General features: G+C 71.1%; 19 protein-coding genes and 2 pseudogenes. 11 read left to right on the top strand and 10 right to left on the bottom strand.

Features of this window, described 5'->3' with window-relative positions; all coding sequences use genetic code 11:
- Positions 1-359: 359 nt before the first annotated feature.
- Both OHB41_RS36280 and OHB41_RS36275 read right to left on the bottom strand, forming a co-directional pair.
- Positions 360-1,205 carry an aldo/keto reductase gene (locus OHB41_RS36280; protein WP_266703169.1) on the bottom strand — a complete coding sequence of 282 codons (846 nt, stop codon included), beginning with the start codon at positions 1,203-1,205 and terminating at the stop codon, positions 360-362.
- A gap of 102 nt (positions 1,206-1,307) precedes the next feature.
- Complete coding sequence (locus OHB41_RS36275; RefSeq protein WP_266703167.1) at positions 1,308-2,726, bottom strand: MFS transporter; 1,419 nt, start codon at positions 2,724-2,726, stop codon at positions 1,308-1,310.
- A 45-nt stretch (positions 2,727-2,771) separates the two neighbouring features.
- Here OHB41_RS36275 and OHB41_RS36270 point away from each other — a divergent pair, with 45 nt between their 5' ends.
- Positions 2,772-3,662 carry a LysR family transcriptional regulator gene (locus OHB41_RS36270; protein WP_266703165.1) on the top strand — a complete coding sequence of 297 codons (891 nt, stop codon included), beginning with the start codon at positions 2,772-2,774 and terminating at the stop codon, positions 3,660-3,662.
- A gap of 190 nt (positions 3,663-3,852) precedes the next feature.
- Here the strand turns inward: OHB41_RS36270 and OHB41_RS52690 are convergent.
- Positions 3,853-5,080 (bottom strand): annotated as a pseudogene (locus tag OHB41_RS52690) (transcriptional regulator); the annotation flags it as partial.
- A gap of 235 nt (positions 5,081-5,315) precedes the next feature.
- Here OHB41_RS52690 and OHB41_RS36260 point away from each other — a divergent pair.
- From OHB41_RS36260 to lplAB, 7 genes and pseudogenes are all read left to right on the top strand, one after another.
- A pseudogene (locus tag OHB41_RS36260) lies at positions 5,316-5,479 on the top strand (chaperone modulator CbpM); the annotation flags it as partial.
- Positions 5,470-8,112: an ATP-dependent chaperone ClpB gene (gene clpB / locus OHB41_RS36255; protein ID WP_266703161.1), complete on the top strand. Its 2,643-nt coding sequence runs from the start codon at positions 5,470-5,472 to the stop codon at positions 8,110-8,112. The pseudogene OHB41_RS36260 and the gene clpB, both read left to right, overlap by 10 nt.
- On the top strand, positions 8,109-8,555 hold the full coding sequence (trxA, locus tag OHB41_RS36250; protein ID WP_266703159.1) for a thioredoxin: 447 nt from the start codon (positions 8,109-8,111) through the stop codon (positions 8,553-8,555). Before clpB ends, trxA begins: the two co-directional genes overlap by 4 nt.
- 5 nt (positions 8,556-8,560) lie before the next feature.
- A complete protein-coding gene (locus tag OHB41_RS36245) occupies positions 8,561-8,824 on the top strand; it encodes a UBP-type zinc finger domain-containing protein (RefSeq protein ID WP_266703157.1) in 264 nt (87 codons plus the stop codon).
- A complete protein-coding gene (locus tag OHB41_RS36240) occupies positions 8,824-10,638 on the top strand; it encodes an FAD-dependent oxidoreductase (protein ID WP_266703155.1) in 1,815 nt (604 codons plus the stop codon). The genes OHB41_RS36245 and OHB41_RS36240 overlap by 1 nt, the downstream gene beginning before the upstream one ends.
- Before the next feature lie 154 nt (positions 10,639-10,792).
- The gene (locus OHB41_RS36235; protein ID WP_266703153.1) at positions 10,793-10,942 is read left to right on the top strand and encodes an Hsp20/alpha crystallin family protein; all 150 of its coding nucleotides are present in this window, start codon (positions 10,793-10,795) and stop codon (positions 10,940-10,942) included.
- A 412-nt stretch (positions 10,943-11,354) separates the two neighbouring features.
- Entirely contained in the window at positions 11,355-12,419 is a 1,065-nt protein-coding gene (lplAB, locus tag OHB41_RS36230) for a lipoate-protein ligase LplAB (RefSeq protein ID WP_266703151.1), read from the top strand.
- Positions 12,420-12,676: 257 nt separating this feature from the next.
- On the opposite strand, the gene OHB41_RS36225 is transcribed toward lplAB, so the two are convergent.
- Genes OHB41_RS36225 through OHB41_RS36215 form a run of 3 tightly spaced genes read right to left on the bottom strand, consistent with a single transcriptional unit; the run spans position 12,677 to position 15,052 of the window.
- Positions 12,677-13,255 carry a DUF4232 domain-containing protein gene (locus OHB41_RS36225; protein WP_266703149.1) on the bottom strand — a complete coding sequence of 193 codons (579 nt, stop codon included), beginning with the start codon at positions 13,253-13,255 and terminating at the stop codon, positions 12,677-12,679.
- 7 nt (positions 13,256-13,262) lie between these two features.
- Positions 13,263-13,943 (bottom strand): response regulator, encoded by a 681-nt coding sequence (locus OHB41_RS36220; RefSeq protein ID WP_266703147.1) that lies wholly within the window; start codon positions 13,941-13,943, stop codon positions 13,263-13,265.
- Positions 13,940-15,052: a sensor histidine kinase gene (locus OHB41_RS36215; RefSeq protein ID WP_266703145.1), complete on the bottom strand. Its 1,113-nt coding sequence runs from the start codon at positions 15,050-15,052 to the stop codon at positions 13,940-13,942. Before OHB41_RS36215 ends, OHB41_RS36220 begins: the two co-directional genes overlap by 4 nt.
- Before the next feature lie 215 nt (positions 15,053-15,267).
- Between OHB41_RS36215 and OHB41_RS36210 the strand changes: the two genes are divergently transcribed.
- From OHB41_RS36210 to OHB41_RS36200, 3 genes are all read left to right on the top strand, one after another.
- The gene (locus OHB41_RS36210; protein ID WP_266703143.1) at positions 15,268-16,293 is read left to right on the top strand and encodes an alkylhydroperoxidase AhpD-related protein; all 1,026 of its coding nucleotides are present in this window, start codon (positions 15,268-15,270) and stop codon (positions 16,291-16,293) included.
- A complete protein-coding gene (locus OHB41_RS36205) occupies positions 16,290-17,123 on the top strand; it encodes a class I SAM-dependent methyltransferase (protein ID WP_266703141.1) in 834 nt (277 codons plus the stop codon). Before OHB41_RS36210 ends, OHB41_RS36205 begins: the two co-directional genes overlap by 4 nt.
- 121 nt (positions 17,124-17,244) lie before the next feature.
- Positions 17,245-17,916 (top strand): hypothetical protein, encoded by a 672-nt coding sequence (locus OHB41_RS36200; protein ID WP_266703139.1) that lies wholly within the window; start codon positions 17,245-17,247, stop codon positions 17,914-17,916.
- A gap of 25 nt (positions 17,917-17,941) precedes the next feature.
- On the opposite strand, the gene OHB41_RS36195 is transcribed toward OHB41_RS36200, so the two are convergent.
- From OHB41_RS36195 to OHB41_RS36180, 4 genes are all read right to left on the bottom strand, one after another.
- Positions 17,942-19,468: an NCS1 family nucleobase:cation symporter-1 gene (locus tag OHB41_RS36195; protein ID WP_266703137.1), complete on the bottom strand. Its 1,527-nt coding sequence runs from the start codon at positions 19,466-19,468 to the stop codon at positions 17,942-17,944.
- Between the two features lie 186 nt (positions 19,469-19,654).
- Entirely contained in the window at positions 19,655-20,677 is a 1,023-nt protein-coding gene (locus tag OHB41_RS36190; RefSeq protein WP_266703135.1) for a TIGR03842 family LLM class F420-dependent oxidoreductase, read from the bottom strand.
- Between the two features lie 18 nt (positions 20,678-20,695).
- Entirely contained in the window at positions 20,696-22,096 is a 1,401-nt protein-coding gene (gene hydA / locus OHB41_RS36185) for a dihydropyrimidinase (RefSeq protein ID WP_266703133.1), read from the bottom strand.
- A gap of 148 nt (positions 22,097-22,244) precedes the next feature.
- Positions 22,245-23,087 carry a nitrilase-related carbon-nitrogen hydrolase gene (locus OHB41_RS36180; protein ID WP_266703131.1) on the bottom strand — a complete coding sequence of 281 codons (843 nt, stop codon included), beginning with the start codon at positions 23,085-23,087 and terminating at the stop codon, positions 22,245-22,247.
- Positions 23,088-23,168: the final 81 nt, after the last annotated feature.

Below are 23,168 nucleotides of genomic sequence, written 5' to 3'. Positions count from 1 at the left end.
CTCACACGAGCGTCCTGAGTGGCCCGGATCCATTTTCGACACACGCCTTGAAGCGGCGCACACGCCGCTGTTGCGGATGCCGACAGGGTGGCGTTGCTGGTGGCGTTGCTGCCGGAGACCACCCTTCCCGGGGCCTTCGCCGCCGGCGGTGTAGGAACGCCGCAGTCACACGGACGCGCAGGAACAGCGCGGCGCAGAGGCAGTGATGCCCATGAACACAGTGATCACGGTGACGAGGTCGAGCAGAAGCGGGGCTGCGGCCGATCGATCTCGTCGCCGTGCCCGGGGTGGCGCGGAGCGGGGCCCTGCGGACGTGAGCCGACGTGAGCGGGTGGGGGCGCGCCATCCTTTCAGCTCCTTCAGAGCATCTCCAGGGGCGTGGGCCCGCTGGGCGGCGGGAACGCCTCGTCGAGGGCCTCGAGCGCCTCGGCGGGAAGGTGGAGGTCCACCGCGCCGCGGATCTCCCGAACGTGGTCGGGCGATCCGGAACGCGGGATCGCGGCCGCCCCCTGTGCCAGCACCCAGGCCAGTGCCACCTGGACCGGCGTGGCTCCGAGGGCCCGGGCCACGGCACCCAGAGCCTCGAACTTCAGCAGCCGCCCCTGCTCGATCGGGGAGTAGGCCATGACCGTCACCCCGGCCTCACGGCACCAGGGGAGCAGATCCCACTCGACGCCGCGCCGGGAGAGGTTGTACAGCACCTGGTCGACGGCCACCGCGTCGCCGCCGGGAAGGGCGGTCAGCTCGGCCATGTCGGCGACGTCCAGATTGCTCACGCCCCAGTAACGGATCTTCTCCGCCTCCATCAGGTCGGTGAATCCCGCAAGGGTCTCCTCGAGGGGCCACCGTCCCCGCCAGTGCAGCAGGTAGAGGTCCAGCCGTTCCGCACGGAGCCGCCGCAGGCTGCCCTCGCAGGCGGCGACGGTGCCCTTCCGGTCGGCGTGGCCGGGCAGCACCTTGCTGACGAGGAAGACCTCCTCCCGGCGTCCCCGCAGCGCCTCCCCGACGAGCTCCTCGGCTGCGCCGTCGCCGTACATCTCCGCCGTGTCCACGACGGTCATGCCCAGGTCCACGCCCAGCCGCAGCGCGGCGATCTCCTGTTCACGCCGGGCCGGTTCCTCGCCCAGGTACCAGGTGCCCTGTCCGAGCGCCGCGATCTCCTCTCCGGAGGGGAGCGCGATCGTTCTGGCCGATTCCACAGACATCTCGGCCTCCCGTCTGCCGCGGATCCGTGTCACGCGCGCCCGGGACGAGTACCCCGGGTCCACGCCTCCCAGACAACCGGTGTCGCATGCGCCGCGGGGAGGTCAGGAGGGGCGAGCGGACCGCGCGGAGAGCGTGCCGGGACCGGGTGCGCGGTCGCGCAACGCGACGGCGACCGACACGACGGCGCCACAGGAGAGGACCGCCGCGAAGCCGATCATCGCGGTCTGCACGGCGAAATGCCGCAGGGCGATGCTGAACAGGACCGAGGGCAGGCCCATTCCCAGGTACGCGACGACGAAGAACACGGCGAGGACCCCCGCGCGCGAGGCGGGCTCGGCCACGGAAACGGCACGTTCGACGCCTCCCTTGAACAGCAGCCCGGAGCCGGCTCCCGACAGGGACACGGCGACCAGGTAGAGCCAGAGCGCCGGGTGGTAGAGGGCGACGGCGCACAGGACCAGGCCGACCGGGAAGACCACTGCCCCCACGGTCAGGACCCGGGGCAGTGGGAGGCGCCCCAGCACCAGCTGGGCGGCCGCAGCGGAACCGAACATGAGGAAGGCCGCCAGGCCGACCACGAGGTGCGAGTCGGTGTGCAGAGTGCCATGGAGCACGCTCGCCCCGAGGGAGGAGATCAGCCCGAGGATCGCGAAGGCGAAGGCGCCCAGCGCTCCGGCCGCGCCGAACGTCCGCCCGCCGCCGGGGCGCAGGACGAACCTGCTGGACGGTGCGGACACGGGCAGCTCCAGGTCCACGGTCTCCGGGGTGGACAGCACCAGCACCAGGCACACTGCCATGGCGAGCGTGAAGATCGCCTGGGTGGTGATCAGGGGCGCGGGAAGCCACTGCGCGGCGGCTCCGGCGACCAGGGGCCCCGAGGCCAGGCCGCCGAGGTTGGCGGCGGTGGCCACGATGCCGGGCAGCACCGAACCCGTCCGTTCCGGACGGGCCTCGTGGTGGAGGTCGTGCAGGTACGTCGTCGCGGTCGAGGCCATCAGCCCCAGTCCGACACCGTTCAGTATCCTGCCCGCGATCAGCCCCGGCAGGTCCCGCCACAGGATCAGTACGACCGACGCGACGATGCCGACCAGCAGCGCCGGGACGATGACGCGCCGGCGGCCGAGCCGGTCCGACAGGTGTCCCAGTCCGAGGAAGGCGGCCGCTGCTCCCACGACCATCGACGCGTACGCCACCGTGACCGTGGTCGCGCCGAAGTGGTCCCGGGCCTCGTACAGCGGCCACAGCGGGGTGGGCGCGGTACCGAAGGCCATCAGCACGGTGAAGGCCACCGCCACGAACCAGAAGCCGGTCGTGTGCGAGGCACGGCGCAGGGCGGGGGCGCGAGGCGGCAGGCCGGCGGGAGCGGGTGCTGGGATCGGATGGATCGGAAGGGTCGGGTCGTCGGGAGCGTCGGGGGTGGGACGGCTCAGCGGCGTCGGAACGGCAGGCAGGGGTAACCCCTCCTCGGGCGGAAGTGGATGGCGTTTTCCATCTTCCTCACCAGCCGGGATCAGTGCCAACGAATGTTTTTGCTGGGCTCGAGCAATGTGAGTGATACTTCTCGTGTGGAGCTACGTCAGCTGGAGCACTTCATCGCGGTCGCCGAGGAGCTCAGTTTCACGCGTGCCGCCCGGCGGCTGCACGTGGTGCAGTCCGGGGTGTCCGCCGCGATCCGCTCCCTGGAGCGCGAGCTCGGTTGCGCGCTGTTCGAGCGCACGTCGCAGCAGGTCCGGCTCACCGGGGCGGGCGCGGCGCTGCTGCCGGAGGCTCGGGCCACCCTGCACGCCGCCCAGGTGGCCCAGGACGCCGTGCGCGACGCACAGGACACGTTGCACGGCACGGTGAATGTGGGCGCCATGGCCTCGGTCGAGGTGGTGGACCTGCCCGCGCTCCTCGGACAGCTGCACGCGCGGCATCCGGCGATCGACGTCCGACTGCGGCTGGCGACGACCGGATCGGCGGGACTGGCGCACGCACTGCTCAGCGGGGACCTGGACGTGGCCTTCCTGTCGCTGCCCGAGCACAAACCCGCCGGGATCGACGCACGGGAGCTGGCCACGGTGCCGCTCGTCCTGGTGGTGAGCGCCGCTCATCCGCTCGCGCAGCGGGGGGAGGTGGCACTTGCGGACCTCGCGGGTGAGCCCTTCGTGGACTTCCCGCCGGGCTACGGCAACCGCGAGGTGGTCGACCGGGCGTTCGCGGTGGCGGGCGTCGGACGCCGGGTGGCACTGGAAGTGCCCGACATCGACATGGGGGCGGCACTGGTCCGGCACGGTCTGGGCATCGCCTTCCTGCCCGCGTTCGCCGTTGCCCGCACCCCCGGCCTGCACGTCCTGGACGTCGACGGCACCATGCTCCGCTGGAGCATGCATCTCGGCACGTCGTCGACCCGGCGGCCCAGTTCGGCCCTGCGGGCGCTGCTCGACCTGGTCGACCTCCACGTCATCGCCCTGTGACGCCGGGCCGCGGCCCGGGCGTCTCCCATCGGTGGTGTCCGGCCCCCTGCGCTCGCTCCGGCCGCGACATCTGCCGCAGCATCGCTGACGCTCAGGCTGCCGTCGTCCGTAGGCGGCGTCGGACACCTTCTCTGCCCCTTCGAGGCTGGGCCACCCACCCCCTGCAGGTAACAGGGCAGCCCGCCCACCTGCTGCGGACACCGATCGCACGAAAGGCCGCCCGTCCCACGGTCTGCGCGAAGGAATCGTCCGCAGTCCTGTTCGGCCCACTGCACCACGACGATGTAGTGGCTGCGGTGCAGGTCGTGTCCCACTGCCTCGGACCGGGCGTAGGCGCTCGCCTCGTCCGTCCCTGCCACGAGGTCGTCGACGAGCTCGCGGTGCAGCCTCAGCTCCACCTCGGCCAGATCGCGCAGGTGCGTCAGCTCCGGCGCGAGCGACGCGGCGGCGTGTTCCAGCGCGAGCACGGTGTGCTCGTCGGCCTCGCCCCGGACATCGACCAGGGCCGGCACGCCCAGGATCTCGCCGTGCGGGCGGACCAGGGTGATCAGCCGGTCCTTTATCCGCACCGGCCCGGCTTGACAGGCGACGGCGTGCAGCATTTCGGCGTGGCGCACGGGGTCCGGTTCGGGATAGGGGTCGGGGCGGCTGGGGCCGGTCCAGGACCTCAACCGACCGAAGCGGTCCTCGACCAGCGCGGGAAGTCCAGTGAGCCTGTGCAGTGCGCGGGTGATGGCTTCCTCGGTGCCGCTCGAGGCAGCGACGTCGGCCATGAGCGCGTGAACGGCTCGCTGGTACCCCAGCTCGGCCCCGACACGGATCAGCTGCCGCTGGAGGGCTGTGCGTTCGCCTCTCAGTCGCTGCAGCTCCGGCGCGTCCTCGCGTCGGCGGCGGTGTGCGAAGGCGACTGACAGTGCGGCAGCGGTGTGCCGGACGAGTGTGGCGAGCAGGGATCGCTCGGCCGCCGGGAGCGGGACGTCACCACGAGGTAGCCGTGGAGTCCCTCAAGTCCGCGCAGCCCCAGGGCCCGGCCCCAGGGCCTGCCGGGTACGGTCGCAGGGCCGTCCTGCCCAGCCGGCTGCCGCACCCTCCGGCCCACGGCCGAGGCATGCTTCTGTCCGTTCCCCGGGCTGGGGACCAGGTCGCCGCCCACCTTGAGATATCCGGCCTCGGCCCGGTATGGCCCGCGGCGGCGATGTGGTCCATGGCCAGTCGCAGGATCTCGTCTTCGTCCGGGGTGTCGAACAGGGTGCGGGAAGCACCATCAGGTCGCGGGGGTCATGGTCGGCTGGGGCGCGAGCGGGTGGGCGTGGCTGTCCGCGCGCGGCCTTGGTGTGCCACCGGGCGCTGCCCCGCGAAGGGCTGCCCGCCCGGTCAGGGCAGCGGTGGTACGGGCTGTGCGTCCGACCGCCGGCCATGCGATCACTCCGTTCTCCCTGAGCCTTCAGGGAGGCGAGCGGTGATTCGTGTACCCGCTCCGTGCCCGACTTATCCGAGATGTCTGGATTTTTTCTCTCGTACTCGTGGGGCGACCGGACTCGTGCATTCCTGACTCGCCAGGCGCAGGCGTGGAGCCACCCGGTTCGCCACCCTGGGGAGTGGAAGTGCTCGAGAGCCTCCAGCCGCCGGGGCCGTGGGGTCGAACACCAGGTGCCCCGCGGCGTCGCGGTTGTCGCCCGCATCCAGCGGCTGCGCACCGGACTCCGCCTCACCTACGCGTCCATCGGCGTGGTGCTCGACCTGCTCGACCCGACAGCCTGCTCGAAGCCGCCCCGCGCGGCCGCGGCACGAGGAGTGAAACACCCCCATGGACATGAACCGTCTCACCCAGAAGTCCCAGGAAGCCCTCCAGGAGGCCCAGACAGCGGCCGTCCGCATGGGGCACACCGAGGTCGACGGGGAACACCTGCTGCTCGCACTTCTCGATCAGGAGGACGGTCTGATCCCGCGGTTGCTGCAGCAGGCCGGCACCGAGCCGAAGGAACTGCGCGCGGCCGTGCGTGAGGAACTCTCCCGCCGCCCGAAGGTCACCGGCCCAGGCGCGGCACCCGGCCAGGTCTTCGTCACCCAGCGCCTCGGCCGCCTGCTCGACGCCGCCGAGCGGGAGGCCAAACACCTCAAGGACGAGTATGTGTCCGTGGAGCACCTCCTGCTCGCCCTGGCCGAGGAGGGATCTTCGACCGCCGCCGGGCGACTGCTCACACAGGCCGGCATCACCAGGGACTCGTTCCTGAGCGTGCTCACCCAGGTCCGCGGCAACCAGCGCGTCACCTCCGCAAACCCCGAAGTGGCCTACGAGGCTCTGGAGAAGTACGGCCGCGACCTGGTCCTCGAGGCTCGGTCCGGGCGGCTGGACCCGGTCATCGGCCGTGACGCGGAGATCCGCCGCGTCACCCAGATCCTCAGCCGCAAGACCAAGAACAACCCCGTCCTCATCGGCGACCCCGGCGTCGGCAAGACCGCCATCGTCGAGGGCCTGGCCCAGCGCATCGTGCGCGGCGACATCCCCGAGGGCCTGCGCGACAAGACGGTGTTCGCCCTCGACATGGGCTCCCTGGTCGCCGGTGCCAAGTACCGCGGCGAATTCGAGGAACGCCTCAAGGCCGTGCTGTCCGAGGTGAAGGCCGCCCAGGGGCGCATCCTGCTCTTCGTCGACGAACTCCACACCGTCGTAGGAGCGGGCGGTGGTGCCGAGGGCGCCATGGACGCGGGCAACATGCTCAAGCCGATGCTCGCCCGCGGTGAACTCCACATGATCGGCGCCACCACCCTCGATGAGTACCGCAAGCACATCGAGAAGGACGCCGCCCTCGAACGCCGCTTCCAGCAGGTCCTGGTCGACGAGCCGAGCGTGGAGGACACCATCTCCATCCTGCGCGGACTGCGCGAACGCCTTGAGGTGTTCCACGGCGTGAAGATCCAGGACACCGCGCTGGTCTCCGCGGCCACCCTCAGCCACCGCTACATCACCGACCGGTTCCTGCCCGACAAGGCCATCGACCTCGTCGACGAGGCGTGCGCACGGCTGCGGACCGAGATCGACTCGATGCCCGCCGAACTCGACGAGATCACCCGCCGCGTCACCCGCCTGGAGATCGAGGAAGCGGCCCTGTCCAAGGAGACCGACACCGCCAGCAAAACACGCCTGGAGGAGCTGCGCAGGGAACTGGCCGACCTGCGCGGCGAGGCCGACGCCAAACACGCCCAGTGGGAAGCCGAACGGCAGGCGATCCGCCGCGTGCAGGAACTGCGCCAGGAACTGGAGCAGGTCCGCCACGAGGCGGAGGAGGCCGAACGCGCCTACGACCTCAACCGCGCCGCCGAACTCCGCTACGGCCGCCTCCAGGACCTGGAGCGCCGACTCGCCGCAGAAGAGGAGAAACTGGCCGCCAAACAAGGGCAGAACCGGCTGCTGCGCGAGGTCGTCACCGAGGAGGAGATCGCCGAGATCGTCGCCGCCTGGACCGGCATCCCCGTCGCCCGCCTCCAGGAGGGCGAACGCGAGAAACTGCTGCGCCTCGACGAGATCCTGCGCGAGCGCGTCATCGGCCAGGACGAAGCCGTCAAACTCGTCGCCGACGCCATCATCCGCGCCCGCTCCGGCATCCGCGACCCACGCCGGCCCATCGGCTCGTTCATCTTCCTCGGGCCCACCGGCGTCGGGAAAACCGAGTTGGCCAAGACGCTCGCCCGGGCTCTGTTCGACTCCGAGGAGAACATGGTCCGCCTCGACATGAGTGAGTACCAGGAGCGGCACACCGTCAGCCGGCTCATGGGCGCACCGCCCGGATACGTGGGCTACGAGGAAGGCGGCCAGCTCACCGAGGCCGTACGCCGCAAGCCGTACTCGGTCGTGCTGTTCGACGAGATCGAGAAGGCGCACCCCGATGTCTTCAACACCCTGCTGCAGATCCTCGATGACGGCCGCATCACCGATGCGCAGGGCCGCACCGTCAACTTCCGCAACACCGTGATCATCATGACGTCCAACATCGGCTCCGAGCACCTCCTCGACGGCGCCACCGCCGAAGGTGAGATCAAGCCCAACGCCCGCGCCCTCGTGATGGGCGAGCTACGCGGGCACTTCCGCCCGGAGTTCCTCAACCGCGTCGACGACATCGTCCTGTTCAAGCCGCTCGGCGAGCGGCAGATCGAGCGGATCGTGGACCTGCAGTTCGACGAACTGCGGCAGCGGCTCGCCGAACGCCGCATCACGGTCGAACTCACCGACGCCGGCCGGGAAGTGATCGTCCATCAGGGCTACGACCCGGTGTACGGGGCCCGGCCACTGCGCCGCTACATCTCCCACGAGGTCGAGACACTGGTCGGACGCGCCCTGCTGCGCGGCGACGTCCAGGACGGCGCGACGGTCCGCGTCGACGCCGAACACGGAGAGCTGGTGGTCACCTACGACCAGCCCGAGGACGTGAAGGGAGCGCGGGCGGCATGAGCACGATGCAGGCGACGACCGTCACTTGTCCGAACTGCGGGCGCACCAACCGAGTGCCCGTGGCCGCGGAGGGCCGCCCCAAGTGCGGCCACTGCGAGCAGCCCCTACCGTGGATGGTGGACGCGGGCGACGACGACTTCACCGAGGTCGCCGAGCGGGCCGACGTCCCCGTCGTGGTCGACCTGTGGGCCACCTGGTGCGGCCCCTGCCGCATGGTCAGCCCCGCGCTGGAGAAGGTCGCAACCGATCTCGCCGGCCGAATCAAACTCGTCAAGGTCGACGTCGACAAGAACCCGCGGCTGTCGCAGCGTTTCAAGGTCCAGGCGGTACCGACACTGATCGTCCTCGACCAGGGCGAGACGGTCGCCCGGCAGGCGGGGGCGGCGCCCGCCCCCGCTCTGCGCCAGTGGGTGGAACAGTCGATCACGGCCCGGGAAGGGTGATCCGGATGACCCTGCACGCAGACCCCCACCTCGCCCTTGTCCGGCTGGTCCAGCCGCTGACCCCAGAAGGGTGTCAGGAGTGTCTGCTGCTCGGCTCCCCGTGGGTCCACCTGAGGCTCTGCCTGACCTGCGGGCACGTCGGCTGCTGCGACTCCTCGCCGAACAAGCACGCGCGTAGGCACGCGGCTGCCGACGCCCATCCGATCGTGCAGTCGTTCCAGCCCGGCGAGGATTGGCGCTGGTGCTACGTTCACGAGGCGTTCGTCTGATGTCCGGCGACCAGTCGTTGCCGGGCGGCGAACCGGTGCCGGAGGAAGCGGGCGAGGCGGTCTTCTGGGAGACCCCGGACGCCTGCGGCGCGTATCCGCGCCTTACGGAGGACCAGATAGCACGTCTGGCGGAGCACGGGCAACGCCGGAGCATGGCTCCGAACGACGTGCTGCTCCGGGAGGGGGAGCGCTGCGAGACGTTCTTCGTCGTCCTCAGCGGTACCGTCGCCGTCGTCGAGGACTACGGCACTCCCGAGGAGCGCCTGCTGCGCGTGCACGGCCCCGGCCGCTTCATCGGCGAACTCGGGCTGCTGCACGGACAGGTGGCCTTCTACACCGCTGTCGCCAGGGAGCCGGGCGAGGTCCTCGTCGTCTCCCTGGACCAGTTGCGCCACCTGGTGTCCCAGGACTCCACCATCGGGGACGTCGTGCTGCGCGCCTGTCTGGGCCGTCGCGCGCTGCTCGTCGGACAGGGCGCCGGCTTCCGCATCATCGGCTCGCGCTACTCGCCCGACACCCGGCGGCTGCGCGAGTTCGCCGTCCGCAACCGGCTGCCGCACCGCTGGATCGACCTGGAGACCGACGAGGAGGCAGAGGAGTTGCTGCGCCGCTTCGGCGTCGGCCCGGAGGAGACACCGCTAGTCATCTGGCGGGACACCACCCTGTTGCGCAACCCCGGCAACGCGGAACTGGCCCGGCTCATCGGCCTGCCGTCACTGCCCGCCGGAAACCGTCACGGCGACGTCCTCATCGTCGGCTCCGGACCCGCCGGCCTCGCTGCCGCGGTGTACGCCGCCTCCGAGGGCCTGAGCACCACCGTGGTGGAGGCGATGGCCACCGGCGGCCAGGCCGGCACGTCGTCCCGCATCGAGAATCTGCTCGGCTTCCCTGCCGGCATCTCCGGCGCCGAACTGACCGAACGCGCCGTGCTCCAGGCCGACAAGTTCGGCGCCAGGATCAGCATTCCGGTGGAGGCGACCGGTCTCCACCCCAAGGACGAGGACCACTACGTGGTGGCGTTCGCCGACGGCAGCGAGATCGCCGCCCGCGCCGTCGTCCTGGCCACGGGTGCCCGCTACCGCCGGCTCCAGGTGCCCGGTATCGAACGTCTGGAGGGAACGAGCGTCCACTACTCGGCGACCTTCTACGAGGCCAAGCAGTGCCGCACCGACCCGGTGGCCGTCGTCGGCGGAGGCAACTCTGCGGGCCAGGCGGTGCTGTTCCTCGCCGGGTACGCGCCGAAGGTGCACCTGCTGGTCCGAGGACCCAGCCTTGAGGCCAGCATGTCCCGCTACCTGATCGACCAGGTCGAGCGCCATCCGCGGGTGGAGGTCATGCTGCACAGCGAGGTCACCGAGGTCATCGGCCAGGAGGTGCTGGAGGAGCTCGACGTGGTCGACAACCGCACGGGCGTACACCACCGACTCGCGGTACGGAGCCTGTTCGTCTTCACCGGCGCCGACCCCCACACCGAGTGGCTCGCCGGCATCACCGCCCTCGACTCCCGCGGCTTCGTCCTCACCGGCCCGGAGGCCCAGGAGGCCTGCGCCTACCCCGAGGTGTGGCACGGCCGCGGGCGCTCGTGCATGCCCCTGGAGACCAACCTGCCCGGGGTCTTCGCGGTAGGGGACGTCCGTAGCGGCTCGGTGAAGCGGGTGGCCTCGGCGGCCGGTGAGGGGGCGATGGCCATCCACTTCGTGCACCGGCACCTGGGGCACTCGGCCGCACCCGGCACCACGGGCACGTCCGCTGCCGCGGGCGGCTCGGACGTCTCCCCACGCCTACGTCACAAGGAGTCCGCATGGCTCGCATGACGAATGGCGGGCGATGAGACCACGAGGGGGAAGAACGAGGCGAGGGCGGTGGCCGGCCCGTCCGGTGCCACCGCGGTGGCGGTCTGCGGGAAAGGCCCGTCCGGGCACCCGCCCCCTCGGTCCCCTGGTCGAGTTCGACGAACCGCTCGACCAGATGAGCGGCCTGCTGGAGTCGGCGGTGGGCGCGACACCGGCGGGCGCGTGGACGCCTCTCGCGGACGTGCCGGAGTCCGAGGACGCGTTCCACACAGAGATCGAACTCCCCGGTGTGAAGAGCAAGGACATTGATCAGCGAGACGAGTGAAAGCACCGAGAGCAGCGGCTGAGACGCGAACACCGCGGTCCCGGGCAGCCATCCGGCACCGCGGCCGGGCGATGGCCTACCGGCAAGCGCCGTGGCCAGGTTCTGCCGTCGCCCCACGGGCTTCTTCCTGGAGCCACTCCTCGCCACCCCGAAGCCGCAGCCGCAGTCGAGCGAGCCGTCCGCCGAGGCCCCTCCGTGCCGACGGTGCCCTGGAGAGTCGGTCGGGTCGTGAACATGCCGTGTCGCCTCGCTGTGCGGAACGATCAGCCTCGGGCCCGACCAGGGCACTCGCGATCCCCCGGAGGGCAGGGCGCCCCGTCCCGACAACGCGCCACGCACCGCCCCCTTGACCGACCGGAATCAATCACCGCAGGTCGGCGTTGGTGCCGGTGGAACGAACGGAGGCGGATCGGTGCACGGTGAGTACAAGATCCCCGGCGGCAAGCTCGTCGTGGTGGACCTGGACGTCGAGGACGGGGAGCTGCGCCACGCGCGCGTGGCGGGCGATTTCTTCCTCGAACCGGACGAGGCGCTGGACGCCGTGAACCACGCGCTGGACGGCGCTCCCGCCGACACCGACGCGGCGGGCCTGGCGGCCCGTGTCGACGCCGCGCTGCCCGTGGGCACGGTCATGTACGGCCTGACCTCGGAAGGCATCGGGATCGCGGTGCGCAGGGCGCTCGCGCACGCCACCGACTGGACGGACTACGACTGGCAGCTGATCCACGAGGGGCCGCAGTCCCCCGCGCTGCACATGGCCCTGGACGAGGTGCTGACCGCGGAGGTCGCCGCGGGCCGCCGCCCGCCGACGCTGCGCGTGTGGGAGTGGGGTGCCCCCTCCGTGATCATCGGCAGCTTCCAGTCGCTGCGCAACGAGGTCGACCCCGAGGGTGCCGCGCGCCACGGCATCGAGGTGGTGCGCCGGATCTCCGGTGGCGGGGCGATGTTCGTGGAGCCGGGCAACACCATCACCTACTCACTCTCGGTGCCGGAGGCGCTCGTCCAGGGCCTGTCGTTCCAGGACAGCTACGCCTATCTCGACGACTGGGTGCTCGGCGCGCTCGGGGACATGGGGATCAGGGCCTGGTACCAGCCCTTGAACGACATCGCGACGGAGCAGGGGAAGATCGCGGGAGCCGCCCAGAAGCGGGTGGTCGGTCCGGGCGGCGGCGCCGGTGCCGTGCTCCACCACGTGACCATGTCGTACGACATCGACGCCGACAAGATGCTCGAAGTGCTGCGTATCGGCCGGGAGAAGCTCTCCGACAAGGGCACCAGGAGCGCGAAGAAGCGGGTGGATCCGCTGCGCCGGCAGACGGGGCTCGCCCGCGAGCAGGTCATCGGGCGGATGATCGACTCCTTCCGCGGCCGCTACGGGCTCACGGACGGCGGGGTGACACCCGCGGAACTGGCCCGCGCCGAGGAGCTGGCGCGCTCGAAGTTCGGGTCGGCCGAGTGGACGGCCCGGGTGCCCTAAGGGCTGTCCCGTGATCCCCGGTGGATCAGCGCGCGGCGTCAGATGCGGTGCATCGCAAGGCGGAGGGTCGTCCTCATACTGGGCGTATTCGGGCGATCCGACAACGCGGCGAGGTGCCGTAGCTGTCGTCGTGCGCCCGCCGGGGATCACGGGACAGCCCTTGGGAACAGGGTCCCGTGGCCGGACCGGGAGCCGGCGGACCGGAAGTCGGCCGGACCAGGAGCTGTCAGGAACTGGAACTGCCGGACGGGAAGCTGTCAGGACGGCGACGCCGCCCACGCCGTGGTGCCGAGCGTGTTCTCGGGTCCGATGTCCAGGGTCTCCGGTGGCCGTACGTTCACCGCGGCGCGTCCCTTCTGCGGGACGACCCGGAGGTACGTACCGTTCTCGGCCGCCATCCGCCAGTACAGGGCCGCCTGCGCGCTCTCGCCCGGGTCCAGGGTGAACGGCTCGGCCCCGGGGTCCTCCGGGGCCATGGGGACCTTGTCGGTGCCCCGGACGGTGCGCACGCCGGTGAGCGGGGTGCCCTTCTCGTCGAGGACACGGACGGAGGGGTAGCCGTCCACCCGGTACGGCCGCTCGGAACAGTTGGTGAGGGTGAGGGTCATCGCCCGCAGTCCCATGGCCCCGTCGACACGGCCGGCGTCGACGCGTACTCCGGCGGGCGGGCAGTCGACGGCCGGCGGGACCGCGACGGCGGGCGAGGGGGCGGGCGCGGGTCTGTGGTCCGGCTCGGTGAAGAAGCCGCAGCCGCTCACGGCGAGCGCCAGCGCACCGGCGAGGACGGCGCTACGAAGAGGTCTCGGGCACGGCGGTCCCGGGCACGGCACGGTCATCCGCCGATCATCGCACGCCCCACTGGGTGCCGCCTCTGGCCGTCACCAGCCCCGACTCGTAGGCGAACACGACCAGTTGGGCCCGGTCGCGGGCGCCCAGCTTGGTCATGGCGCGGCTGATGTGCGTCTTGGCCGTGAACGGGCTGATGACCATGTGCGCGGCGATCTCCTCGTTGCTGAGGCCGCGCGCGGCGAGCGCGGTGACCTCGCGTTCGCGGCGGGTGAGGCACTCCAGGCCCGGCGCGGTGGCCCGGTCCGGGGGACGGGACACGAACTCGCCGATCAGCGTGCGGGTCACGGACGGGGACAGCAGCGCCTCTCCGTGTGCGACGACCTCGATGGCCTGGAGGAGGTCGGCGGGCTCGGTGTCCTTGAGCAGGAAACCGCTCGCCCCGGCCCGCAGTGCCTCGAAGACGTACTCGTCCAGGCCGTAGTTGGTGAGGATGAGGACGCGTACGGCGGACAGTTGCGGGTCGGCGGCGATCCGCCGGGTCGCCTCGATGCCCGACATCACCGGCATCTGCACGTCGACGAGGGCGACGTCCGGCCGCCGGGCGCGCACCAGCGCGAGCCCCTGCTGCCCGTCGGCGGCCTCGCCCACCACCTCGATGTCGTCCTCGGCGTCCAGCAGGGCGCGGAATCCGGCGCGCATCAGGGCCTGGTCGTCGACGAGCGCGACCCTGATCACGACACGTCCTCCGGTGTTCCCAGGGGCAGTTGGGCGTGGACGGAGAAGCCGCCCCCGACGCGTGGGGCGGCACGCAGGGTGCCGCCGAGCGCCGTGACGCGTTCCCGCATGCCGGTGAGACCGATACCGGGCTCGGGCGGGCGGGACGGGTCGGCGCCGCCGTCGTCGTCCACGGAGATCGCCAGCTCGGCCGCCGAGTAGTCGAGCCGGACGGTCACCTCGGCCGGGCCCGCGTGGCGCGCGGCGTTGGTCAGCGCCTCCTGGACGATGCGGTAGGCGGTGCGGTCCACCGTCGCCGTCAGCGGTCGTTCGTCGCCGCTGACCGACAGCTCGACGGCGAGCCCCGCGGCGCGGGCCCGCTCCACGAGCAGCGCGGGGGTGCCGGTCGGCTCGTCGGTGCGCAACACCTCGAGCGTGGCGCGCAGTTCGCGCATCGCCTCGCCGCCCGCCGCCTGGATGGCGAGCAGCGCGGGCGGTACCTCCTCGCCGCGTTTTCGGGCGAGGTGGACGGCGACTCCGGCCTGGAGTTTGACGATCGAGATGCTGTGGGTGAGCGAGTCGTGCAACTCACGTGCGATCCGCAGCCGTTCCTCGCCCGCCCGGCGCAGGGCGGCCTCCTCGCGGGTGCGTTCCGCCTCCAGCGCGCGCTGTTCGGTCTGGCGCAGATACGCCTGCCAGTTGCGGTCGGCGAGGCCCGTCACCAGGGCGCACAGGAACCAGCCCGCCAGCAGGAGGGTTCGTTCGACGATCTCCTGCCGGGTGGGGCCCGTCGCGACGAAGCCGGCCAGGAACACGGCACTCGCGAGCGCGGCCACGCCTCGGTGGCCGGCGCGCGCGGCCGTGTGGACGGCGCCCAGGACGGGCAGGGCGGCGAGGGGCCCGGGGTGTGCGTGCAGTACGTACGCCGTCGTGGTGACCGTACTGATCGCGAGGACCTCGCGCGGTGCCCGGCGGTAGGCCGCGAGGGCCAGGGAGGCGAGGGCCATGAGGGCGTAGTCGGCGGGGGCGGTGCCGTCGTCGAAGGCGGCCGCGGTCATGACGAGGGCGCCGACGACGAGCGCGAGGGCGGTGTCGGCGAGCTGTCGGCGCGTGGCCCGGTCCAGCGTCATGTCCCGCACGATAGACGGCTGTTCGGCCGGTCGCGTCAGACCTGTGGAGGGCGCGCGGACTACTCCTGGCGGAGTAGGCCGGGCCGCGCCCGGACCGACTGGGGTAGCCCGGAGTGCCTTCGGCCGTACGACGCCCGCGCACCCCCCTGTGGACCAGGGTTGCCCTGTCGGTGGCCGTCGGCGCACCGCACCTCACCCACCGGGAGGCGAACCCCGTGTCCAGTCCCTACCGCCACACCACTCCACCCGAGCCCGCGACCGCCGTCGGGCCCGTCCGCGCCGTCTACTCCCAGCTCGCCAGGGACTTCGGCATCACGCGGGCGTCCACCTTCGTCGTGCTGTCCTCCACGCCCGGGATCATGGCCTCCGCCTGGGCGCTGATGCGTGAGTCGCTGATCGCGGGCGACGGCGGCAGGACCGGGAAGGAACTCGCGGCGCTCGGGGTGTCGGAGGCCAATCGGTGCCCGTTCTGCGTGGACGCGCACCGGATGCTGCTGCACGCGACCGGCGACCACGCGCTCGCGGAGAGGGTGGCCCGTGGTGAGACGCCCGCCGACGAGCAGCAGGCGCAGGTGCTGGCGTGGGGCAGGGCGACCCGGATCCCCGGGGCACCGGAGCTGACTCCGTACCCCTTCCCCGCCGCGCACGCCCCCGCGTACATCGGCACCGCCCTCGCCTTCCACTTCATCAACCGTGTGGTGTCGGCGCTGCTGACCGAGCAGTTGCTGCCGGGCAACGTCCAGCGGTTCCGGGCCGTACGGAGCCTGGGCGGCCGGTCCCTGTCCCGGACGGTGCGCCGCCACCCCGCCCCGGGCGCGGGTCTGACCCTCCTCGACGGTGCCGGTCTGCCCCTCCTCGACCACGCGGGTCCCGGCCCGGACTGGGCGGGCGCGACCACCGTCGGCCCCGCCTACGCCGCGCTGCGCGCCGCGGCCGGCGAGGGCGGGGGACTTCTCGACGCCGCCGACCGGACCCTCGTACGGGAGACGCTCGGCGCCTGGGACGGCGCCCATCCGCCGCTCGCGTGGGACGGGATTCCCGGCCGTGGCCGCCCCGGGGCTCGCCTGGCGCTGCTGGCCGCGCTCGCGCCGTACCGGATCACGGAGGAGGACGTGGCGGCGTGGCGCACCCCCGACCGGACCGACGCCTGTCTGGTGCGACTTGTCGCGTACGGCGCGTTCGCCGCCGTGGACCGGATCGAGAGCGCGCTGCCCGTGCGCACGGCGAGGGAGGCCTCATGACGCGGATCGCCAACTCCGTGCAGGCGCAGGTGTGGAACGGGCCTCTCGGCAGCCACTGGGCCACCCACCACGCCCGCTACGACGCCCTGGTGTCGGGTCTCGACGACGCGCTCTTCGAGGGTGCCGCGATCGCCGCGGGCGACCGTGTCCTGGACGTCGGCTGCGGGGCCGGGGCGACGACCAGGACCGCGGGCCGGCTGGCCGCGCACGGGCATGCCGTCGGCGTCGACATCTCGGCGCCGCTGCTGGACCGGGCGCGGGCGGCCACCGCCGCGGAGGGCGTCACCAACGTCGCGTACGAACTCGGCGACGCCCAGACCCACCGCTTCCCGGCCGCCGGATACGACGTGGTGATCAGCCGGGGCGGGGTGATGTTCTTCGCCGACCACGCGGCCGCGTTCCGGAACCTGGCACGGGCGTTGCGACCGGGAGGGCGCCTCGCGTTCGTCTGCCCGCAGCCGGCCGGCCCGCATCTGGAGGAGTCGCGCGCCCTGAGTCTCTTCGCGAAGTTCCTCGACGCGCCGGACAGCCACACCGTAGCGGCGCAGACCGCGATGGCCTCCCTGTCCGACCCGGCGCACATCCGCGAGGTGCTGGACGGATGGGATGAGGTGAGTGTGACGCCGGTCGGCACGGAGACGGTGTGGGGGCGGGACGCGGCCGACGCCGTCGGCTTCGTCCTCTCGCGTACGCCCGGACGGGTGGTCGACATGGCCACTCGCAAGATCCTGGAGGACACTTTGCGCCCTTATGAGACGGATCGTGGCGTGCGACTGCGGGCGGCGGTGTGGCGGGTGACGGCGAAGTGGAGCCCTGGCGTCCGGCCGTGAACCACAGTCACCGCACAGGCACGGAACGAGTTCGCCCTTCCGCCCCACAGAGAGTCATGTGACACTGTCGTCCCGTCCGCAGTGCGGACTCCTCCGCACCGTCCCCCACGAGAAGTGCGCCGTGCGTTCTCTTCCTCTGCCGCTCGCCCTCACCGCGCGCCTGCTGCCGGTCGCCGTGCTCGCCTGCACGGGCTGGGTCATGTCGTCCGGTTCGTCCTCGTCGCCCACGACTCCGACCGGGGCCGAGCACAAGTCGGCCCAGGACACCCAGAGCCCCACCCAGCCGTCGACGACGGCGGTCGCGAAGACGTACACGGCCGCGCCCGCGCCGTGCACCAGCGTCACGACCAAGACGATCACGTCTCTGGTCCCGGGCACCAAGACGGCCGGCCAGGAGATCGCCTCGACCGACAGGTCCGTACGCCGCACCTGCTCCTGGAACGCGCTCAAGGGGTTCGACTACCGCTGGCTCGACGTGTCCTACGAGATCATGAGCTCGGACGCGGCGGCGCAGAAGTCCTACCAGGAGCGTGTGACGAAGAAGAGCGGCGGGGGCACGGTGCCCGGCCTCGGCGACGGGGGCTACTCCGTCGTGAACCTCACCACCGAGGACAAGCAGCAGACCCGCGAGGGTGTGGTGATCGCCCGCGTGTCCAACGCGCTGGTGGCCGTCACCTACAACGGAAGCGACTTCGAGACGAAGAAGGCGCCCAGCACCGACGAGATCAACAAGGGCGCCATCAAGGCCGCGAAGGAAGTGGTGGCCACGCTGGAGAACGGCCGGAAGAGCTGACCGTCCTCCCTCGCGCGGCCGTGGTTCAGGCGGCGGCCTCCGGCCGGCCCCGCAGCAGCATCAGACCGGTGTAGAGCACCAGCGACGTCCCCAGACCCACCGCCCAGCCGTAGTCGGCGAGCGACGACAGCGCCGGGATCGGGCGCCCGTCGATCAGCGGGTGGAGGTCGGCGCCGCCGACGGCCAGGACACCGCCGGTGACGAAGGCGACGACGGCCCGCCAGTTCCAGCCGCCGGCGTACCAGTAGCGTCCGCCGGTGCGGTACAGGTCGGTGAGGTCGAGCCGGGTGCGGCGCAGGATCCAGTAGTCGGCGATCAGGATGCCGGCGACCGTGCCGAGCAGACCGCCGACCAGGCCGAGCCAGGTGAAGATGTAGCCCTGCGGGTCGGAGTACAGCTTCCAGGGGAAGATCAGCACACCGAGGACGCAGGTGGTCATGGCGCCGGCCCGGAAACTGATCCTCCTGGGCGCGATGTTGGAGAAGTCGAAGGCCGGGGAGACCAGGTTGGCCGCGATGTTCACGGACAGGGTCGCGACCAGCACGGTGACCAGCGCGAAGACGATGCCGGCGACGTTGTCCGTCTTGGCCGCCAGCTTGACCGGGTCCCAGATCGCCTCGCCGTACACGGCCTGCGATCCCGAGGTGACCATGACGGACAGGAAGGCGAAGAGCGTCATCGTGGTGGGCAGGCCGAGCGCCTGGCCCCAGGTCTGCGCCTTCTGGCTCCTGCCGTAGCGGGTGAAGTCGGGGATGTTCAGCGACAGGGTGGACCAGAAGCCGATCATGCCCATGAGCGACGGCCAGAACAGTTTCCAGAAGGCGCCGCCCCAGCCGAGCTTGGAGGGCTGGTCGAGCAACGGGCCGAAGCCGCCCGCCTTGCTGCTCATCCACCACAGCATGACCCCGGCGCCGACGAGCACGAAGGGCGCCGCCCAGTTCTCGAAGCGGCGGATCGTCTCCATGCCCCGGTAGATGATCGCGACCTGGAGCACCCAGAAGATCGCGAAGGACACCCACATCGTCCAGGCGTAGCCGCCGAGGTGCGAGGCGTTCGCCCAGCTGTCGCCGAAGAGCTTCCCGGCGAGGAAGTAGATCGCCTCGCCGCCGATCCAGGTCTGGATGCCGAACCACCCACAGGCCACCAACGCCCGCACCACGGCAGGGAGGTTGGCGCCGCGGACCCCGAAGGAGGCGCGGGCGAAGACCGGGAAGGGGATGCCGTACTTGGGTCCCGCGTGCCCGGTGAGCAGCATCGGGACCAGCACGATCAGGTTGGCCAGCGCGATGGTGAACACGGCCTGTTTCCAGTCCATGCCCACGGCTATCAGACCGGATGCCAGGGTCCAGGAGGCGGTGTTGTGGGCCATGCCGACCCAGAGCGCCGAGAAGTTGTACGTGGTCCAGGTCCGTCTGGCGACCGGGACCGGCAGCAGGTCCTCGTTGGCGTAGGGACCGGTGGGAGCCGTAGCGTCGGGGGCGATCTCCACCCGGCCGTCGGGGAGCGTGACCTGGGCGGCCGGTGGGCTGTCGGTGGGGACGGGCTCGATCATGGGCAGGCCAATCAGGTGAGGAGTGTCGGGAAAGGCCGTGCGGGTGGCGTCATGGGGGGGTGCGCGGGGAGAGCGCCCTGGTCCCCTTCCCGGGACGGCGGGAAGGGGAGGTACTGGGAGCGGCGGGGTCGGCGGGCGAGCGGCGCGGTGCCTCGACGACCCCTTGTCCGACCGTCCTTCAGCTGGTCATCGGCCGTTGACGGCCGGGATGACCTTCGACCCGTACGCGTCGATGGTGGCCTCCTGCGCGTCGTGCATGTCGTACAGGGCGAACTGGTCGACGCCCAGCTCGCGCAGCGCGTTCAGCTTCTCGACGTGCTGCTCGGCCGTGCCGATCAGACAGAACCGGTCGACGATCTCGTCGGGCACGAACCTGGTGTCGGGGTTGTCGCTGCGTCCGTGGTGGGAGTAGTCGTACCCCTCGCGGGCCTTGATGTAGTCGGTGAGTTCCTCGGGCACCGCGGCGGAGTGCTCGCCGTACTTGGAGACGAGGTCGGCGACGTGATTGCCGACCATGCCGCCGAACCAGCGGCATTGCTCGCGGGCGTGGGCGATCGCCTCCGGTGAGTCGTCCTCGGTGACGTAGGCGGGCGCGGCCACACAGATCGTGACCTCGGACGGGTCCCGGCCCGCCTCGGCCGCCGCGGTCTTCACCGCCTTGACCATGTACTCCGTCAGATAGAGGTCGGCGAGCTGGAGGATGAAGCCGTCGGCCTCCTCACCGGTCATCTTCAGTGCCTTGGGGCCGTACGCGGCCATCCACACCGGGAGTTCGGCACCGGGCCTGACCCAGGGGAACTTGACGACCGTGCCGCCGAGGTCGGCCTCCTCGCCTCGGCCGAGCGCCCGGATGACCTTCATCGCGCCGCTGATCCGGGCGAGCGTGTTCGGCTTGCGTCCGGCGACGCGCATCGCCGAGTCGCCCCGTCCGATGCCGCACACCGTGCGGTTGCCGTACATGTCGTTGAGTGTCGCGAAGGTGGAGGCGGTGACCTCCCAGGTACGGGTTCCCGGGTTGGTGACCATCGGTCCGACCGTCAACTTCTCGGTGTTCGCGAGGATCTGACTGTAGATCACGAAGGGTTCCTGCCACAGCACGGCGGAGTCGAAGGTCCAGCCGTACGTGAAGCCGTTGCCCTCGGCCCGCTTCATCAGCTCGATGACGCGGGAGGCCGGGGGGTCGGTCTGCAGGACGAGTCCGAAGTCCATGGCGCCACTCCTAGGCACTCAGAGAAGGTACTGACAGGTGGAGCGGGGGGTGTAGACGCCGTGCCCGGCGCGTCCGGTGAACTCCCGCTCGGTGATGACCGGTTCGCCGCGCGAGAGCACGGACTCGACGCGGCCGGTGACACGCTTGCCCTCGTACGCCGAGTAGTCGACGTTCATGTGGTGCGTCTCGACGGACATGACCTGCTCGGCGTGCGGGTCGTAGATGACGATGTCGGCGTCGGCGCCCGGCGCGATGGTGCCCTTCTTCGGGTACAGGCCGAACATCCGGGCCGGGGTCGCGCAGGCGATCTCGATCCAGCGGCGGCGGGAGAGGTGTCCGTCAACGACGGCCTGGTGCAGCAGGTCCATGCGGTTCTCGACGCCGGGCAGGCCGTTGGGGATCTTCGAGAAGTCGCCGCGGCCGAGCTCCTTCTGGCCCACGAAGCAGAAGGGGCAGTGGTCCGTCGACACCACCTGGAGATCGTTGGTGCGCAGGCCCCGCCAGAGCGCGGCCTGGTGCTCCTCGGGTCGCAGCGGGGTGCTGCACACGTACTTCGAGCCCTCGAAGTCGGGCTCGGCCAGGTTGTCCGTGGACAGGAACAGGTACTGCGGGCAGGTCTCGCCGAACACGTTCAGGCCCTCGTCGCGCGCCCGCGCCAGCTCGGCGACCGCCTCCTGCGCCGAGACGTGCACGACGTACAGCGGTGCCCCCGCGACCTGCGCGAGCTTGATGGCGCGGTGGGTGGCCTCGGCCTCCAGAAGCGCCTTGCGGACCTCGCCGTGGAAGCGCGGGTCGGTCTCGCCCCGGGCCAGCGCCTGCTCGACGAGCACGTCGATCGCGATGCCGTTCTCGGCGTGCATCATGATCAGGCCGCCGTTCTCGGCGGAGCGCTGCATGGCGCGCAGGATCTGGCCGTCGTCGCTGTAGAAGACGCCGGGGTAGGCCATGAACTGCTTGAAGGAGGTGACGCCCTCCTGGACCAGCAGGTCCATCTCCTTCAGCGTGTCCTGGTTGACGTCCGAGACGATCATGTGGAAGGCGTAGTCGATGGCGCACTGGCCGTCGGCCTTGGCGTTCCAGGCGTCGAGGCCCTCGCGCAGCGAGTGGCCGACGCTCTGCACCGCGAAGTCGACGATGGTGGTGGTGCCGCCCCAGGCCGCCGCCCTGGTGCCCGTCTCGAAGGTGTCGGAGGCGAAGGTGCCGCCGAACGGCAGCTCCATGTGGGTGTGGGCGTCGACGCCGCCCGGGATGACGTACTTCCCCGCGGCGTCGATGGTCCGCTCGGCCGTCCACGACTCGGCCGTCGGGGTGCCGGACGCGGCGAGCGCGACGACCCGGCCGTCCTCGATCAGGACGTCGGCGTGCATCTCGTCGGACGCGGTGATGACGAGGCCACCGCGGATGACGGTACGGCTCATGCTCCCTCTCCTTCCGGTCGTGCGTGCACTGGGGGAATTCCGAAGCTGTCAGGGACTGGGGTCAACGCTGTTTCCTCCGGGGAGGCCTGTGGGGAAGGAGGGCCCGTGGGCCCGGCCCCCGCCGGCCGGGCCCACCAGGGGCCGTCCGTCAGGGAGCCGTCAGCGGCCCGTACGCCCCCGGGGCGCGGTCCCGGTAGAACTGCCACCGGTCGCGCACCTCGCGGAGCTTGGCCATGTCCAGGTCGCGGACGACGAGTTCGGTCTCCTTGTCGCTCGCCACCTCGCCGACGAACTGGGCCTCCGGGTCGACGAAGTAGCTCGTCCCGTAGAAGTCGTTGTCGCCGTACTCCTCGACGCCCACCCGGTTGATCGCGCCCACGAAGTACTCGTTGGCGACGGCCGCGGCCGGCTGTTCCAGCTGCCACAGGTAGCCGGAGAGGCCGCGCGAGGTGGCCGAGGGGTTGAAGACGATCTCGGCACCCGCGAGGCCCAGCGCGCGCCAGCCCTCCGGGAAGTGCCGGTCGTAGCAGATGTAGACACCGATCCTGCCGACGGCGGTGTCGAAGACCGGCCAGCCCGAGTTGCCCGGCCGGAAGTAGAACTTCTCCCAGAACCCCTCGACCTGCGGGATGTGGGTCTTGCGGTACTTGCCCAGGTAGGAGCCGTCGGCGTCGATCACCGCCGCGGTGTTGTACAGGACTCCGGGCTGCTCCTCCTCGTACATCGGCAGGACGAGGACGATGCCCAGTTCCTCGGCGAGTGCCTGGAAGCGCCGGACGATCGGGCCCTCGGGGATCTGTTCGGCGTACTCGTAGAACGCCTTGTCCTGGACCTGGCAGAAGTAGGGCCCGTAGAAGAGCTCCTGGAAACACAGGACCTGTGCGCCCTGCGCGGCGGCGTCTCGGGCCGCCTGCTCGTGGACCTGGATCATCGACTCCTTGTCGCCGGTCCAGGCGGTCTGGAAGACGGCGGCGCGGATCACTCTGCTCATCGGGACCTCCGGTCGCTCGGTGTGCGAGGAGCCTAGAAAGCCCGGCAGGCGGCTTTGAGGTGCACCGTGTCACGTCTGAGG

Origin of the sequence: Streptomyces sp. NBC_01571 (genome assembly GCF_026339875.1) — a bacterium.
Classification (GTDB): domain Bacteria; phylum Actinomycetota; class Actinomycetes; order Streptomycetales; family Streptomycetaceae; genus Streptomyces.
The sequence above is the reverse complement of the archived record's forward strand: the minus strand, read 5'-3'. Positions and strand labels throughout refer to the sequence as shown.

Excerpts from the sequence above, each read along its gene's own strand:
- OHB41_RS36205 (WP_266703141.1), top strand. The coding sequence starts at position 16,290 with ATGACGCGGATCGCCAACTCCGTGCAGGCGCAGGTGTGGAACGGGCCT.
- OHB41_RS36280 (WP_266703169.1), bottom strand. The coding sequence starts at position 1,205 with ATGTCTGTGGAATCGGCCAGAACGATCGCGCTCCCCTCCGGAGAGGAG.
- OHB41_RS36195 (WP_266703137.1), bottom strand. The coding sequence starts at position 19,468 with ATGATCGAGCCCGTCCCCACCGACAGCCCACCGGCCGCCCAGGTCACG.
- OHB41_RS36225 (WP_266703149.1), bottom strand. The coding sequence starts at position 13,255 with ATGACCGTGCCGTGCCCGGGACCGCCGTGCCCGAGACCTCTTCGTAGC.
- OHB41_RS36180 (WP_266703131.1), bottom strand. The coding sequence starts at position 23,087 with ATGAGCAGAGTGATCCGCGCCGCCGTCTTCCAGACCGCCTGGACCGGC.
- OHB41_RS36215 (WP_266703145.1), bottom strand. The coding sequence starts at position 15,052 with ATGACGCTGGACCGGGCCACGCGCCGACAGCTCGCCGACACCGCCCTC.
- trxA (WP_266703159.1), top strand. The coding sequence starts at position 8,109 with ATGAGCACGATGCAGGCGACGACCGTCACTTGTCCGAACTGCGGGCGC.
- clpB (WP_266703161.1), top strand. The coding sequence starts at position 5,470 with ATGGACATGAACCGTCTCACCCAGAAGTCCCAGGAAGCCCTCCAGGAG.
- OHB41_RS36190 (WP_266703135.1), bottom strand. The coding sequence starts at position 20,677 with ATGGACTTCGGACTCGTCCTGCAGACCGACCCCCCGGCCTCCCGCGTC.
- hydA (WP_266703133.1), bottom strand. The coding sequence starts at position 22,096 with ATGAGCCGTACCGTCATCCGCGGTGGCCTCGTCATCACCGCGTCCGAC.
- OHB41_RS36235 (WP_266703153.1), top strand. The coding sequence starts at position 10,793 with ATGAGCGGCCTGCTGGAGTCGGCGGTGGGCGCGACACCGGCGGGCGCG.
- OHB41_RS36240 (WP_266703155.1), top strand. The coding sequence starts at position 8,824 with ATGTCCGGCGACCAGTCGTTGCCGGGCGGCGAACCGGTGCCGGAGGAA.
- OHB41_RS36245 (WP_266703157.1), top strand. The coding sequence starts at position 8,561 with ATGACCCTGCACGCAGACCCCCACCTCGCCCTTGTCCGGCTGGTCCAG.